Origin of the sequence: Roseomonas marmotae (assembly GCF_017654485.1) — a bacterium.
In the GTDB taxonomy this organism is placed as follows: Bacteria; Pseudomonadota; Alphaproteobacteria; order Acetobacterales; family Acetobacteraceae; genus Pseudoroseomonas; species Pseudoroseomonas marmotae.
Genome location: NZ_CP061091.1, coordinates 1,917,691 through 1,932,393, shown reverse-complemented (window position 1 = coordinate 1,932,393; position 14,703 = coordinate 1,917,691). Strand labels below are relative to the sequence as shown.

Below are 14,703 nucleotides of genomic sequence, written 5' to 3'. Positions count from 1 at the left end.
CCCGCTAGAGCCGCACGCGCAGCCAACGGGCGATCTCGCCCACGATTCCGGCGCGGAAGGCGATGACGCAGACCACGAAGATGGCGCCCTGGATGATCGTGACCCAGGCGCCGAATTCCGCCAGATAGTTCTGCATGGTGACGATGACGGCGGCGCCCACGGCGGGTCCGAAGACGGTGCCGAGCCCGCCCAGCAGCGTCATCAGCACCACCTCCCCCGACATGGCCCAGTACACATCGGTCAGCGTGGCGATGCCGAAGACCAGCGCCTTGGTGGCGCCGGCGATGCCGGCCAGGGTGGCGGAGAGCACGAAGGCCAGCAGCTTGTAGTCATCCACCCGGTAGCCGAGCGAAATGGCGCGCGGCTCATTCTCCCGCACCGCCGTCAGCACCTGGCCGAAGGGGGAATGGATGACGCGGTTGATGAGCAGGAAGCCGATCAGGAAGACCGCCGCCACCAGCCAGTACATCGACATATCCGCGGACAGGTCGAAGATGCCGAAGAGGCGGCCACGCGGCACGCCCTGGATGCCGTCCTCACCGCCCGTGAAGCGCATCTGCAGGCAGAGGAAATAGATCATCTGCGCGAGCGCCAGGGTGATCATGGCGAAGTAGATGCCCTGCCGCCGGATGGCCAGCCAGCCGGAGAGGAGGCCGAGCAGCGCCGCCGTGGCGCCGCCAGTCAGGATCGCCAGTTCCGGCGAAAAGCCCCAGACCTTTGCCGCATGGGCACCGAGATACCCGCCCATGCCGAAGAACATGGCATGGCCAAAGGAGAGCAGCCCGACATAGCCGATCAGCAGGTTGAAGGCCGAGGCGAAGAGGGCGAAGCACAGCAGCTTCATCAGGAAGACCGGGTAGAGCACGAAAGGCCCGATCGCCAGGAAGGCCAGCAGCATCAGGAATGCGATGGACTGCGCCCGGTTGAACCCCAGCGCCTGCAGGCCGGGAAGGCCGCGGATGCGGGAGGTCTCGGGCGGCGCGGTCAGGCTTTCGCTCGGCATGAGGTCATGCCCTTCCGAAAAGGCCGGCGGGGCGCGCCAGCAGGACGACGGCCATGATGACGAAGATCACGGTGGAGGAGGCCTCGGGGTAGAAGACCTTGGTCAGCCCCTCGACCAGCCCCAGGCCGAAGCCGGTGACGACCGAGCCGAGGATGGAGCCCATGCCGCCGATCACCACCACGGCGAAGACAGTGATGATGAGGTTGGAGCCCATCTGCGGATTCACTGAGTAGATCGGCGCCGCCAGCACCCCCGCGAAGGCGGCCAGCGCCACGCCCGCGGCATAGGTCAGCGTGACCATGCGCGGCACGTTGACCCCGAAAGCCTGGACCAGCGCCGCATTCTCCGTCGCGGCGCGGAGATAGGCGCCGAGGCGGGTCTTCTCGATCACCAGCCAGGTGGCGAGGCTCATGACCACGGCGGCCACCACCACCCAGAGCCGGTACTTCGGCAGGAACATGAAGCCGAGATCGACCGGCGGTCCGCTCAGCAGCTCCGGCGGCGCGTAAGGCAGGCCGGAGGAGCCGAACTGGTTGCGGAAGAGCCCTTCGATGATCAGCGCCAGACCGAAGGTCAGCAGCAGGCCGTAGAGATGGTCCAGCTTGTAGAGCCGGCTGATCAGCCCTTTCTCCAGCACCACGCCGAAGGCGCCGACGATCAGCGGTGAGAGGATCAGCGCCGGCCAGTAGCCGATGCCGCCCCAGGCCAGCAGCATCCAGGCCACGAAGGCCCCCATCATGAACTGCGCGCCATGCGCGAAGTTGATGACGTTCAACATGCCGAAGATGACGGCCAGGCCCAGCGACAGCAGCGCGTAGAAGGCGCCATTCACCAGCCCCAGCACCACCTGCGGCAGGCCCAGTTCCAGTTGGAACAAGATATCTTCAAGCACCGGCTTGCGGCCCCGCGTGACAAGGAGAAGGCGGCGGGGCCCTATGGCCCCGCCGGGAGATCAGGCACGGATCAGGCTGCAGCCGCCTTCGGACACCGGGCGCCAGGCTTCCTCGGGCCCCGTGGTCTGCAACAGCTTGTAGTAATCCCAGGCCCCCTTCGATTCGCCCGGCGTCTTCACCTCGAAGAGATAGGCGGGGTGCAGCTTGCGGCCATCGGCGCGGATGGTGCCCTGGCCGAAGCAGTCGTCGTCCGTCGGCATCGCCTTCATGCGGGTCACGACATCTGCGCCGCTGGCCTTGGCGGCGGCGAAGCCCATGTCGTTCACCGCCTTCAGGTAATGCAGCACGGAGGCATAGCAGCCGGCGTGGGACATGGCCGGGTAGTTGCCGCCCAGGCTGCCCTTCACGCGGTTGGTGAAGGCACGGGTGCGGTCGTTCAGGTCCCAATAGAAGCTCTCGGTGCAGACCAGCCCCTGCGCGGCATTCAGGCCCAGCGCATGCACATCGTTGATGAACATCAGCATCACCGCGATCTTGGTGCCGCGGCGCGTGACGCCGAACTCGGCTGCCTGCTTCACGCTGTTGATGGTATCCGTGCCGGCATTGGCCAGGCCGATCACCTTCGCCCGGCTCTGCTGCGCCTGCAGCAGATAGGAGGAGAAATCGGTGGATTGCAGCGGATGCCGCACAGCACCCAGCACCTTGCCGCCGGCGGCCTGCACGAACTTCGTCGTGTTCTTCTCGAGGTCATGGCCGAAGGCGTAGTCGGCGGTGATGAAGAACCAGGAGTCTCCGCCTGTCTTCACCATGGCGGCGCCCGTGGACTTCGCCAGCATGTAGGTGTCGTAGGTCCAGTGGATGGTGTTCGGGCTGCACTGCCCGCCGGTCAGTTCCGTGGTGCCGCCGGTCGAGTTTAAATAAGCCTTGTTCTTCTCACGCACGATGCCGCTGATGGCCAGCGCGACGGCGGAATTCGGCACATCGATGATGACATCCACGCCGTCCCGGTCGATCCACTGGCGGGCGATGGTGGCGCCGACATCAGGCTTGTTCTGGTGGTCGGCCTGCACGACCTCCACATTGATACTCTTGGCGGCGATGCCGGAATCCAAGACGGCCTGCCGCACGCAAGCCGTCGAGGTCGGGCCCGAGACTTCCCGGTACACGCCGGACTGGTCGTTCAGAACGCCGATCTTCAGCGTATTGGACTGTGCCCGGGCACTGGCCGGCAGGCCCACGGCAGGCAGCAGCGAAGCAGCCGCCGCTGTCTTGAGAAGCGTGCGACGATCCTGGGTCATTCTGTTCTCTCCCGTGTTGGTCAGCAGCCGTTCAGACGCCGAGATACTGGTGCAGGCGCTCCGCCGAGCCGGCCAACTCGGCATTGGCGATCTGGTCCACCACCTGGCCGTGTTCGACGACGTAGTGGCGGTCGGCCACGGTCTGGGCGAAGCGGAAATTCTGCTCCACCAGCAGTACGGTGAATCCGCGCTGCTTGATCTGCCGGATGGTGTGCCCGATCTGCTGCACGATGACGGGGGCCAGGCCTTCCGTCGGCTCGTCCAGCATCAGAAGCTTCGCGCCGGTGCGGAGGATGCGGGCGATGGCCAGCATCTGCTGCTCGCCGCCCGAGAGCTTCGTGCCCGGGCTGCGGGCACGTTCCTTCAGGTTCGGAAAAAGCGTGTAGATCTCTTCCACGCTCATGCCACCCGGCCGCACCACCGGCGGCAGCATCAGATTCTCCGTCACGTCGAGGCTGGCGAAAATGCCGCGCTCCTCCGGGCAGAGGGCGATGCCGGCCCGAGCGATGACGTCGCTGCGGGCGGAGATCAGCTCCCTGCCCTCGAAGCGCACGCTGCCGCTGCGGCGGCCGATCAGCCCCATGATCGCGCGCAGCGTGCTGGTCTTGCCGGCGCCGTTGCGGCCCAGCAGCGTCACCACCTCGCCTTCGCGCACCTCGATATCAACGCCGTGCAGCACATGGCTTTCGCCATACCAGGCCTGAAGGCCCGCGACCTTGAGGAGTGGATCAGCCATGGGCGCTGGCCCCCGCGATGCTGGGATCGGTGCCGAGATAGGCTGCCACCACCTCCGGATTGCGCGAGACGGTGGCATAGTCCCCTTCCGCCAGGATACGGCCACGCGTCAGCACGGTGATGGTATCGCAAAGCCCTTCCACCACCTTCAGGTTATGCTCCACCATCAGCACGGTGCGTCCGGTGGCGACGCGGCGGATCAGGTTGACGATGCGGTCCACATCCTCGGCCGTCATGCCGGCGGTGGGCTCGTCCAGCAGCATCATCACGGGGTCCAGCGCCAGGGTGGTCGCGATCTCCAGCGCCCGCTTGCGGCCATAAGGCAGTTCCCCCGCCGGGCGGTGGGTGAAACCGATCAGCCCGACATCCTCCAGCAGTTCCATGGCACGCTCGTCATAGGCGCGCAGCACGCTGTCGGAGCGCCAGAAATCAAAGCTGCCGCCACGGCTGCGCTGGAGCGCGACACGCACATTCTCCAGCACCGTCAGATGCGGGAAGACCGCCGAGATCTGGAAGCTCCGCACCAGCCCCAACCGCGCCACCTCGGCCGGCCTCATACGGGTGATATCGCGACCATCGAACCGGATGCTGCCGCGCGTGGGCTGCAGGAACTTGGTCAGCAGATTGAAGCAGGTGGTCTTGCCGGCTCCGTTGGGGCCGATGAGCCCGTGGATGCTGCCACGGCGCACGCGCAGCGACACATCGCCCACGGCGACGAAGCCAAGGAATTCTTTCGTCAGGCCATCCGTCTGCAGGATGACGCCCGAATCGCGGTTGGTGTCCTGCACCCTTCGCACCCTGCCTTCCTGAACCCCTCACCAAGCCTTTTGCGGCCCGTTGAGGCGGAGCATGACGGTGGGTTGTCAGCGATGCAAGGGTGCTTTGCGGGAAGTGGGATGGTCTCTCAGATAGCGAAGTTGAGGGCTTCTGGTGTGGGGCGTCGCAGGCCCTGTGCGGCGGCGCGGCGCAGCAGTTCGGCCAGCGTCAGCTGCTCCAGGATGGCGGCGAGGCCCGCCTCCAGCTCCGCCCAGAGCGGCACCACCACCGCCTCATTCAGCGGCGAGCCCGCCGCCTCCGCCGCCTCGTCCTCCCCTACTCCGCCGCTCACCGCCGCCACCACCTCCGACAGCCGGATGTCGCGCGCCGCCCGCCCCAGCCGGTAGCCGCCCTTCGGCCCCCGCGTGCTGCCCAGCAGCCCCGCCCGCGACAGCGCCTGCAGCACCGGCTCGATGCCCCGCCGCGCCTCCCCCAGCCGCTCAGCGATGTCGCCCGCCGGCACCACCGACCCGCGTCCCGCGTGGAACCCCACATCCAGCATGATCGAGACCGCCACCATCGCCCGGTCCCGCCGCAACATCATCCCAACCACGCGCCTGCCTTCCCTTTCACCCTGATCCACGCCCCCTCCTCGTGGTATAGCCCTCCCATGCCCGCAGGTCACACCCCCAGCACCGCCCCCCGCCCCGGCCGCCTCCATGACAGCATCCTCGACACCATCGGCCATACCCCGCTGGTCCGCCTGCCCGCATCGAGGCCACTTGCGGCCTCTCCGCCCGCCTCGCGCTCAAGCTCGAATTCTTCAACCCGCTCGGCTCGCTGAAGGACCGCATCGGCCAGGCCATGATCGCCGAGGCCGAGGCCGCCGGCACCCTCACCCCCGGCGCCACCATCGTCGAGCCCACCTCCGGCAACACCGGCATCGCGCTGGCCTTCGCCGCCGCCGCCCGCGGCTACCGCCTCGTCGTCACCATGCCCGACGGCGCCTCCACCGAGCGGCGCAAGATGCTCCGCCTGCTCGGTGCCGAGGTCGTCCTCACCCCCGCCCGCCAGGGCATGGCCGGCGCCATCGCCGAGGCCGAGCGCATCGCCGCCCAGACCCCCGGCGCCTGGATGCCCCGCCAGTTCGACAACCCCGCCAACCCCGCCATCCACGCAGCCACCACCGCCGAGGAAATCTGGGCCGACAGCCACGGCCAGGCCGATGTCATCGTCGCCGGCCTCGGCACCGGCGGCACGCTGACCGGCATCGCCCGCGCCCTCAAGCCCCGCCGCCCCGGCCTCACCCTCGTCGGCGTCGAGCCGGCCGAATCCGCCGTCCTCTCCGGCGACGACCCCGGACCCCACGAAATCCAGGGCATCGGCGCCGGCTTCAGGCCCGGCGTCCTCGAACTCGAACGCATCGACCTCCTCCGCCGCGTCACCGAACGCGAGGCCTTCGCCGCCGCACGCCTCTGCGCCCGCACCGAAGGCATCCCCATCGGCATCTCCTCCGGCGCCGTCCTCCACGCCATGCTCGACCTCGCCGCCCAACCCCAGCACCACAACCAACTCATCATCGGCATCGCCGCCTCCTTCGCCGAACGTTACCTCTCCACCGAACTCTTCCACGGGTTGTGAAAAACGCCCTTGACGGCGGGCGAAATCGGGCGCCTCTCTAGGGCATGAACGCCATCCTTCCTGCCCTGAGCTGGTATTACCGCACGCTCCCATAGCGCGCGGCAGGATCGATCTTTACCGAAACCATGCCGCCGCGAGGCGGCATGTTCGTTTCTGGACCTCCCCCTCGCAGTAGCAGCGCCGCCTGGACGAGGGACTTCATGTTTGACCTGGCCGATATCGCCACGCTGCCGCGCCCCGATCGTGCCCGGCCCCGACCATCATTGGGGCTGATCGGATGCGGGGCCTTCGGCGCTTTCATCCTGCCGCATCTGGAACGCACCTTCGATGTGCTGGTGCATGACCCCGCGCGCGACGCCGCCGACCTGCCCGGCACCACCGCCGGCCTGGCCGGGGTCGGGAAGCAGGAGATCGTGGTGCTGGCGGTGCCGCTTGCGCAGATGCGGGCGGTCGCCACCGCCATCGCGCCGCATCTGCGGCCGGGCACGCTGGTCGTGGATGTCTGCTCGGTGAAGGTCGCGCCGCTGGCGGTGCTGGAGGAGGTCCTGCCGCCGCATGTCGATATCCTCGGCACCCATCCCCTGTTCGGCCCGCAGAGCGGGAAGAACGGCATCGCCGGGCTGCGGATCGCCCTCTGCCCCGGGCGCGACCGCGCGCGCGCGCGGCTGGCGAAGCGCTTCCTGCAACGGGCCTTCGGCCTGGAGGTGGTGGTCACGACGCCGGAGGAGCATGACCGGCAGATGGCCTATGTGCAGGGGCTGACGCACATCATCTCCCGCATCGTGCTGGCCATGGACGTGCCGCCGCTGGAGCTGCGCACCACCACCTTCGACCACCTGACGCGCATGGTGGATACGGTCCGGCATGATTCGGAGGCGCTGTTCCGCACCATCGCCCGCGACAATCCCTTCGCTGCGGAGGTGCGCGAGCGCTTCGCCGAGGCGACCGGCGAGGTGCTGGAGCGGCTGCGCCCGACTTGACGCGCGGCGCCGCCTGCCATCACGTCAGCATCAGCTGGACAGTGGGAGAGGAAGATCCATGCGCGCCGTATTTGTCGATGCCAACCCGACCCTGGGCGCCGTGGCGGAGCGGCTGCGCCGCGCCGATGACGTCGCGCTGCAGGTGAACCTGCAGCCGGACATCAAGCCACCGGCGATCCCGGCCGCAATGGGCGACGCGGAGATCGCCATCATCGACCACACCTACCTGCCGACCGATATCGCGCGGCAATGCGCGGGGCTGAAGCACGTGGTGTTCCTCGGCACCGGGGCGCGCAGCTACATGAGCCCGGAGGAACTGGCGGGGCTCGGCATCGAGGTGCACATCATCAAGGGCTATGGCGATACCGCCGTGGCCGAATGCGCCTTCGCGCTGATGTGGGCCTCAGCCAAGGGGCTGGCGCGGATGGACCGGGAGATGCGCGCCGGCAACTGGCTGCGCACGGACGGCATGCAGCTGACCGGCAAAACCGTGGGGCTGCTGGGCTTCGGCGGCATCGCGCAGGAGATGGCCCGGCTCTCGCTGGGCGCGGGCATGAAGGTGCTGGCCTGGAACCGTAGCCCGAAGACCTGCCCTGGCGTCGAATTCGTCCCGCTGGAGCGGCTGCTGGCGGAGAGCCACATCCTCTCCGTGCATCTGCTCCTGAACGACGAGACGCGGGGCTTCCTCTCCCGTGAGCGGATCGCGATGCTTCGCGACGGCGCCATCCTGATCAACACAGCCCGCGGCGCTGTGGTGGATGAGGCGGCGATGCTGGAGGCGCTGGCCTCCGGCAAGCTCGGGCATGCAGGGCTGGATGTGTTCGACATCGAGCCGCTGCCGGCGGATCACCCGCTGACGCGGATGCCGAATGTGACGCTTTCCGCCCATTCGGCCTTCCGCACGCCGGAAGCCGGCGACAACCTGATCGAGGCGGCGCTGGAACATTGCCGCCGGATCTCCCGCGCCGGGTAACGGCGCGGGCGGGCGGCCCTCAGTGCTCGCTGGCGTCCTGCAGCTCGGCCATCCGGAAGTGGCGGATCACCGCCACATCTTCCGGCGTGACCCGCGCCTCAGCGATGTAGGAGGCCAGCATATCCTCGGCGAGCTCCTGGAGGGGCCCTTCCGGGTAGCGCGAGACGACATAGGCCATCATGCACAGGGCGGTGATGCGCGAATGGAGGTCTCCCTCCTGAATCACACCACCGGTGATCTCCATGGCTTCGTTCAGCTCAGGTAACGATGGCGTGTGATGATAGGGAGACATCGGAAGAGCCTTGTTTTCGTTGGCCGCCCAAGACCAACTCACGTGCTTGTGATGTCGAGAATATGTGGCCCCTCGCGCCAGGTGCAAGACCCAGGAAACAGCCGGCATCATTTTTCATGGAAAAAAGCAGGCGTCGCGTAGCGTGCCGTCGCCAGAGGGGGCGCCGGTAGCGGGGCGAAGATGCGAAAGGGTTGATCCTCGGCAGCCAGGGATCGGCTGCGGCACAACACCCAGGCCCAGAAAGCCGACCGAAGGGGAAGGATCAGATTGTGCGAAAAATGGTCGGAATGGCGGGATTCGAACCCACGACCCCTTGTCCCCCAGACAAGTGCGCTACCAGGCTGCGCCACATTCCGTTGGCCGGGGCATAGCACCGGCCTTCTCCGGCCTCAAGCCCCCATGCCCGTAAATGGTGATGGCTTAGCTCGGAAGGTAAGTGCGGATCAGCGCATGGAGTTCCGCCGAGAGGACCTCCAGCTCCGCCATAGCCTCGCGGAGCGCCATCTGGCCCGGCTCTACGGGCAGGGACTCGGGGGCGGGAAGCTCGGCCTCGGCATCCTGGGGCTCGGCGGCATCGAGCCCGCCTTCGCGCAGCAGGCGCTGGACGCCCTTGATGGTGTAGCCCTGCGTATACAGAAGGTCGCCGATGCGGCGCAGCAGGGCGATATCCTCGGGGCGGTAATACCGACGGCCGCCACCCCGCTTCAGCGGCTTCAGCTGCGGGAACTTGGTTTCCCAGAAGCGCAGCACATGCTGAGGGATGTTCAGGTCCTCGGCCACCTCGCTGATGGTACGGAAGGCCGTCGGCGCCTTGCGAAGGCGCCCCGAGGCCTCGGCTGCGGGTTCCTGTTCCTCCCCCGGGCCGGGCAGGTCTTCGTCACTCATCACTGGCCGGGACCGTCTCGCCGTTCAGCCGGGCTTTCAGCACCTGGCTGGGACGGAAAGAAAGCACTCGCCGGGGCATGATGGGCACCTCGACTCCGGTTTTCGGATTACGGCCGACGCGCAGCCCCTTCTGGCGCACCGTGAAGGTGCCGAAGGCCGAGATCTTCACGGCCCGCCCGCTCTCCAGCGCGGCGGCCACGCGTTCCAGCACATCCTCCAGCAGCTCGGCGCTTTCGTTGCGGGAGAGGCCGACCTGGGCGTAGATCGCCTCGGCCAGCTGCGCGCGCGTGATGGTGTTCATGACCGGTCGCGGCCCATGCCAGAAATCCCTCGCAACCCACTCTACTGGAAAGAAAACCGGCAAGGGCTGCTGGCGTCAACCGCGTCGGGCCATCTGGGCGGTCCTGCCCAGGCTCCAGGCGCATGTAGTCGTTCACCGTGGCAGATTGGCCACAGCGTGTCCCACCCATCACGCTATCGGGATGCTGGAGTCAACTCCGCCTTTGCAGCACGGCGGTAAAGAATCCGTCCGTACCGTGCCGATGGGGCGAGAGCTGCATCCAGGGGCCGTCAACGGCCGGCGGCGGCGTGTCGGTGGCCTCGGCCCAGGCCTGGGCGAAAGGCACGGCCTCGAACTCCTGGTGGCGGGCCAGGAATCCCTCCACCTGCGTGACATTCTCCTCCGGCAGGACAGAGCATGTGGCGTAGACGAGGCGCCCGCCCTTCGCGACCAGGCTCGCGGTGCTCTCGAGGATGTCGTGCTGCTTGGCGGTAAGCTCCGCCACATCGCGCGGCGTGGTGCGGAGCCGGGCATCGGGATTGCGGCGCCAGGTGCCGGTGCCCGTGCAGGGCGCATCCACCAGCACGCGGTCGAACTGCCCGGCGCGGCGTTTCACCCAGCGGTCGCCGGGCGTCAGCAGATGGCGTTCGGCATTGTCCACGCCGGCACGGCGCAGGCGCTTGACCGCGCCTTCCAGCCGGGTCGCCGAAACGTCGCAGGCGACGATCCGGCCCTTGTTGGCCATGGTGGCCGCGACGGCCAAGGTCTTGCCGGCGGCACCGGCGCAGTAGTCGGCGACCCGCATGCCCGGCTTCGCCCCCGTCAGGAGGGCGATCAGCTGGCTGCCCTCATCCTGGATTTCCACCAGCCCATCCGCGAAAGCCTTGCTGGCCAGGATGGGGCGGCGGTCCGGCAGGCGCAGGCCCCAGGGCGAATATGGCGTGGGCTCAGTCTGGATTCTCTCGGCAGCCAGAGCGGCGGCGGCCTGTTCCCGCGTCGCACGCAGCAGATTGACGCGCAGGTCCAGCGGCGCCGCAGCATCCATCGCCTCGGCCTCCGCCGGAAGTTCCTCGCCGAAGCGGGCGCGGAAGGATTCCAGCGCCCAATCCGGCAGGTTTAGGCGGGTAGCCTCAGGCATCTCGGATGAGGCGAGCGGGCGCCCGGCCAGCGCGGCCACGGCCTTGCGCTCCCCTGGGTCCAACGGCGGCGGGTTGAAGCGGCCGCCGGGGAAGCCCTGCTCGACGCCGTCGGGCGTCCAGCCTTCGGCCAACAGCAGATGCGCCATGACGAGGTGGCGCGCATCCGCCGGCAGGCCGACCTTCTCCAGGTGCCAGGTGAGGCGCAGCCGCTGGCGCAGCACGCCCCAGGCCCGCTCCGCCACCGCGCGCCGGTCGCCGCTGCCGATATAGCGGCGGCCGCGGAAGAAGTCGTTGGCCGTGGCATCGGCGGGGCGTCGCGGCGAGGCATCGACATCCGCCACCAGAGCGATGGCGGCGGCGATACGGGCGGAGGGAGTCAAGGTCTGTTCAGCCTTCCTGGCGGTAGTTCGGCGCTTCCCGCGTGATGGCGACGTCATGCACGTGGCTCTCGCGCAGGCCGGCGCCGGTGATGCGGCGGAAGGTGCAGTTCTTCTGCATGTCGGTGATGGTGGCGTTGCCGGTATAGCCCATGGCCGACTTCAGCCCGCCCACCATCTGGTGGATGACATTGCCGACCGGACCCTTGTAGCCGACGCGGCCCTCGATACCTTCCGGCACCAGCTTGAGCTGGTCCTGCACATCGGCCTGGAAGTAGCGGTCGGCCGAGCCACGCGCCATGGCGCCGATCGAGCCCATGCCACGATAGGCCTTGTAGGAACGGCCCTGGTAGAGGAACACCTCGCCCGGCGCCTCGTCCGTGCCGGCGAACATGCTGCCCATCATGGCGCAGTCGGCGCCGCCGGCGATGGCCTTGGCGAGGTCGCCGGAGGAGCGGATGCCGCCATCGGCGATGGCCGGGATGCCCTTCTCATGCGCCGCGGCCGAGCATTCCATGATGGCCGTCAGCTGCGGTACGCCCACGCCCGCGACGACGCGGGTGGTGCAGATGGAGCCGGGGCCGATACCGATCTTGACCGCGTCGGCGCCGGCATCAGCCAGGGCGCGCACGGCGTCCGGCGTCGCCACGTTGCCGGCGATGACCTGCACGGTGTTGGACATGCGCTTCACGCGCTCCACCACCTTCATCACCCCCGCCGAATGACCATGGGCGGTATCGACCACCACCACATCGACCTCGGCCTCGATGAGCAGCTCGGCGCGGCGGATACCGTCCTCGCCCACGCCCGTCGCGGCGGCGGCGCGCAGCCGGCCCAGCGCGTCCTTGGCCGCGTTGGGGTTCGCCTGGGCCTTGTCCATGTCCTTGACGGTGATCAGGCCGATGCAGCGATACTGGTCATCGACCACCAGCAGCTTCTCGATCCGGTGCTTGTGCAGCAGGCCCCGGGCCTGCTCCGGCCGCACATCGGCGGTAACGGTGATCAGGTTCTCCCGCGTCATCAGCTCATAGACGCGGGTATTCGGATCGGTGGCGAAGCGGACATCGCGATAGGTCAGGATGCCGACAAGGCGGTTGCTGCCGGCCTCGACCACCGGAATGCCGCTGATGTGGTGGGCGGCCATCACCGCCTGCGCCTCGGCCAGGGTCTGGTCGGGGTGGATGGTAACGGGGTTCACCACCATGCCGCTCTCGAACTTCTTCACCTGCCGCACCTGGGCGGCCTGCTGCTCGGGCGTCAGGTTCTTGTGGATGACCGCGATGCCGCCGGCCTGGGCCATGGCGATGGCCATGCTGCCTTCGGACACCGTGTCCATGGCGGCGGCGACCAGCGGGATGTTCAGGGAGATATCGCGCGTCAACCGTGTGCGGACATCGGCCTGGGCCGGCAGCACGGTGGAATAGGCCGGCACCAGCAGCACGTCGTCGAAGGCGAAAGCCTCCTCGATCAAGCGCCGGTGCGGCGTCGTTTCAACAGGGGTGGAATCGAGTGCCATGGCGGGGGACCTTCTCGCAGAACCGGGGCGCGTTCCGCTGCCTTGGCGCTGCGTCCTACTCTGGATGGTCCCACCGCCGCAAGCGTCACGACCGTGACGCTTGCGCACCCCTCACCTGCTCCCGTCGCGTGCCCCCTGCCCGCGATAGCCCTGGGCGACCACATACATCTCCGCGCTGTCCTTGCGGCTGGCCGGCGGCTTGGCGTGCTTCACGCTGGAAAAGTCACGCTTCAGACGGTTCAGGATGTCGCGCTCCGTGCCGCCCTGGAAGACCTTGGCGACAAAGCCGCCACCGGGCACCAGCACCTTGCCCGCGAAGTCCAGCGCCAACTCGATCAACCCGAGGATACGCAGGTGGTCGGTGGCATTATGTCCGGTGGTATTGGGCGCCATGTCCGACAGCACCAGGTCAGCGGGCCCATCCAGCGCGTCCAGCACCGCCTGTTCCACCGCCTCGTCCTGGAAATCGCCCTCCAGCAGGATGGCGCCGGCGATCTCATCCATCGGCAGCAGGTCCAGGCCGACCACCTTGCCGGAGTCACCGACCCGCTGCACCGCCACCTGGGTCCAGCCGCCGGGCGCGGCGCCGAGGTCCGCCACCCGCTGTCCCGGGTGGAAGAGTTTGTACTTCTCGTCCAGCTCCAGGATCTTGAAGGCGGCGCGGGAGCGCCATCCGGCGGCCTTGGCGGCGCGGACATAGGGGTCGTTCAACTGCCGCTCCAGCCACTTCTGGCTGGCGGTGGTGCGGCCTTTGGCAGTGCGCAGGCGGGTGGAAAGGCCGCGCCCGGCCTCGATTGGCGGCTTCACAATAACGGTTCCTCAGGAAAGGGGGCGCTGGGCCTGGCGGTGCTGGAAGGAGGGGCGCGTCCGGCTGCCTTCTTCCCGCATCATCCGCTGCAGCATTCCCTCCCGCAGCCCGCGGTCGGCGACCGTGACGCAGGAAGAGGGCCAGACCCGGCGGATGGCGGCATAGATGGCGCAGCCCGGCAGCACGAAATCGGCACGCTCGGGGCCCACGCAGGGGTGGGCGCGCAGTCCTTCGCGGCCGAGCGAGAACAGGTCCCGCAGCGCCTGGTCGGCATCCGCGCAATCCAGCACGCGGCCATCGACCATGGGGCGGGAGTAACGCGGCAGGTCCAGGGCGACGCCGGCCAGGGTGGTGACGGTGCCGCTTGTGCCCATCAGCCGCACACCGCCGGCGCGCATTTCCTGCCCGATGCAATGCACGGCGTCGAAGCGCTGCAAAGCCTCAGCCACCTCATCCACCACGGCCTCGAAGCCCTGGCGGGTAAAGCAGCAGAGGCCGGCGCGCTCGGCCAGGGTGACCACCCCCAGGGGCAGCGAGACATAGCCGATGAGCGAGGCGCCGCCGCCGTCGCGGCGGATCCAGGCGATCTCGGTGCTGCCGCCGCCGATATCGAACAGAAGCGCCCGCCGGTCCCCGGCCCGCAGCAGGGGCATGCAGGACTCCATGGCCAGTTCCGCCTCCTCCCGCGCAGGGATGACGCGTAACGGCAGGCCCGTGGCCTCCCGTGCCCTGGCAACGAAATCGGCGCCGTTGCCGGCCTGGCGGCAGGCCTCGGTGGCCACGGCCAGCACCCGGCGCAGAGGCCGGCGCAACAGCTTCTGGGCACAGGCTTGCAGGGCGGTGATCGCCCGCTCCATCGCATCCTCGGAGAGCAGGCCGGTGGCAGCCAGCCCCTCCCCCAGCCTCACGACCCGGCTGTAGCTATCCACCACCCGCACCCCGCCCGAGGCTGTGGGCGTCCCGACCAGCAACCGGCAGTTATTGGTGCCAAGGTCGATGGCCGCGAATGCCCCCCCGTGATGCGCGGAGGAAGAGCAGGAGCGAAGCGCCGAACCGGCGCGAAGGAGGACAGGTTCTGACATGGCATTATGGTCCGGCGTTCTCCTCAGGCCATCCATCCGGGAGGA

At 68.3% G+C, this 14,703-nt stretch carries 15 protein-coding genes, 1 tRNA gene and 1 pseudogene; 3 read left to right on the top strand and 14 right to left on the bottom strand.

What is annotated here, in order from left to right; translation table 11 throughout:
- Window positions 1–4: 4 nt before the first annotated feature.
- The 6 genes from IAI58_RS09125 to IAI58_RS09100 all read right to left on the bottom strand — a co-directional run bounded on the left by IAI58_RS09125 (window position 5) and on the right by IAI58_RS09100 (window position 5,289).
- Entirely contained in the window at window positions 5–1,003 is a 999-nt protein-coding gene (locus IAI58_RS09125; protein ID WP_207449566.1) for a branched-chain amino acid ABC transporter permease, read from the bottom strand.
- Window positions 1,004–1,007: 4 nt separating this feature from the next.
- On the bottom strand, window positions 1,008–1,880 hold the full coding sequence (locus IAI58_RS09120) for a branched-chain amino acid ABC transporter permease (protein ID WP_237182583.1): 873 nt from the start codon (window positions 1,878–1,880) through the stop codon (window positions 1,008–1,010).
- Window positions 1,881–1,955: 75 nt separating this feature from the next.
- Complete coding sequence (locus tag IAI58_RS09115; protein ID WP_207449570.1) at window positions 1,956–3,194, bottom strand: ABC transporter substrate-binding protein; 1,239 nt, start codon at window positions 3,192–3,194, stop codon at window positions 1,956–1,958.
- A 31-nt stretch (window positions 3,195–3,225) separates the two neighbouring features.
- Complete coding sequence (locus IAI58_RS09110; RefSeq protein ID WP_207449572.1) at window positions 3,226–3,930, bottom strand: ABC transporter ATP-binding protein; 705 nt, start codon at window positions 3,928–3,930, stop codon at window positions 3,226–3,228.
- A complete protein-coding gene (locus IAI58_RS09105; RefSeq protein ID WP_207449583.1) occupies window positions 3,923–4,717 on the bottom strand; it encodes an ABC transporter ATP-binding protein in 795 nt (264 codons plus the stop codon). The genes IAI58_RS09110 and IAI58_RS09105 overlap by 8 nt, the downstream gene beginning before the upstream one ends.
- A gap of 116 nt (window positions 4,718–4,833) precedes the next feature.
- A complete protein-coding gene (locus IAI58_RS09100; protein ID WP_208776078.1) occupies window positions 4,834–5,289 on the bottom strand; it encodes an RrF2 family transcriptional regulator in 456 nt (151 codons plus the stop codon).
- Window positions 5,290–5,355: 66 nt separating this feature from the next.
- On the opposite strand from IAI58_RS09100, the pseudogene cysK reads away from it, so the two are divergent.
- From cysK to IAI58_RS09085, 3 genes and pseudogenes are all read left to right on the top strand, one after another.
- A pseudogene (gene cysK / locus IAI58_RS09095) lies at window positions 5,356–6,326 on the top strand (cysteine synthase A).
- Window positions 6,327–6,526: 200 nt separating this feature from the next.
- Window positions 6,527–7,306, top strand: coding sequence for a prephenate dehydrogenase (locus IAI58_RS09090; RefSeq protein WP_207449012.1), 780 nt, complete (start codon window positions 6,527–6,529; stop codon window positions 7,304–7,306).
- A gap of 58 nt (window positions 7,307–7,364) precedes the next feature.
- Window positions 7,365–8,279, top strand: coding sequence for an NAD(P)-dependent oxidoreductase (locus IAI58_RS09085; protein WP_207449014.1), 915 nt, complete (start codon window positions 7,365–7,367; stop codon window positions 8,277–8,279).
- A gap of 19 nt (window positions 8,280–8,298) precedes the next feature.
- Here IAI58_RS09085 and IAI58_RS09080 read toward each other — a convergent pair whose 3' ends face one another.
- From IAI58_RS09080 to IAI58_RS09045, 8 genes are all read right to left on the bottom strand, one after another.
- On the bottom strand, window positions 8,299–8,523 hold the full coding sequence (locus tag IAI58_RS09080; RefSeq protein WP_208775919.1) for a hypothetical protein: 225 nt from the start codon (window positions 8,521–8,523) through the stop codon (window positions 8,299–8,301).
- Window positions 8,524–8,850: 327 nt separating this feature from the next.
- A tRNA-Pro gene (locus tag IAI58_RS09075) sits at window positions 8,851–8,927 on the bottom strand.
- A gap of 64 nt (window positions 8,928–8,991) precedes the next feature.
- Complete coding sequence (locus IAI58_RS23450; protein ID WP_207449017.1) at window positions 8,992–9,456, bottom strand: MerR family transcriptional regulator; 465 nt, start codon at window positions 9,454–9,456, stop codon at window positions 8,992–8,994.
- Window positions 9,449–9,757, bottom strand: coding sequence for an integration host factor subunit alpha (locus IAI58_RS09065; RefSeq protein ID WP_207449019.1), 309 nt, complete (start codon window positions 9,755–9,757; stop codon window positions 9,449–9,451). Before IAI58_RS09065 ends, IAI58_RS23450 begins: the two co-directional genes overlap by 8 nt.
- Before the next feature lie 190 nt (window positions 9,758–9,947).
- A complete protein-coding gene (locus IAI58_RS09060; protein WP_207449021.1) occupies window positions 9,948–11,255 on the bottom strand; it encodes an RsmB/NOP family class I SAM-dependent RNA methyltransferase in 1,308 nt (435 codons plus the stop codon).
- Window positions 11,256–11,262: 7 nt separating this feature from the next.
- Window positions 11,263–12,768, bottom strand: a complete 1,506-nt coding sequence (guaB, locus tag IAI58_RS09055) for an IMP dehydrogenase (protein WP_237182548.1) — start codon at window positions 12,766–12,768, stop codon at window positions 11,263–11,265.
- A gap of 111 nt (window positions 12,769–12,879) precedes the next feature.
- The gene (locus IAI58_RS09050; protein WP_419555854.1) at window positions 12,880–13,578 is read right to left on the bottom strand and encodes an RlmE family RNA methyltransferase; all 699 of its coding nucleotides are present in this window, start codon (window positions 13,576–13,578) and stop codon (window positions 12,880–12,882) included.
- A gap of 9 nt (window positions 13,579–13,587) precedes the next feature.
- Complete coding sequence (locus tag IAI58_RS09045; RefSeq protein WP_237182549.1) at window positions 13,588–14,658, bottom strand: Ppx/GppA phosphatase family protein; 1,071 nt, start codon at window positions 14,656–14,658, stop codon at window positions 13,588–13,590.
- Between the last annotated feature and the right edge of the window lie 45 nt (window positions 14,659–14,703).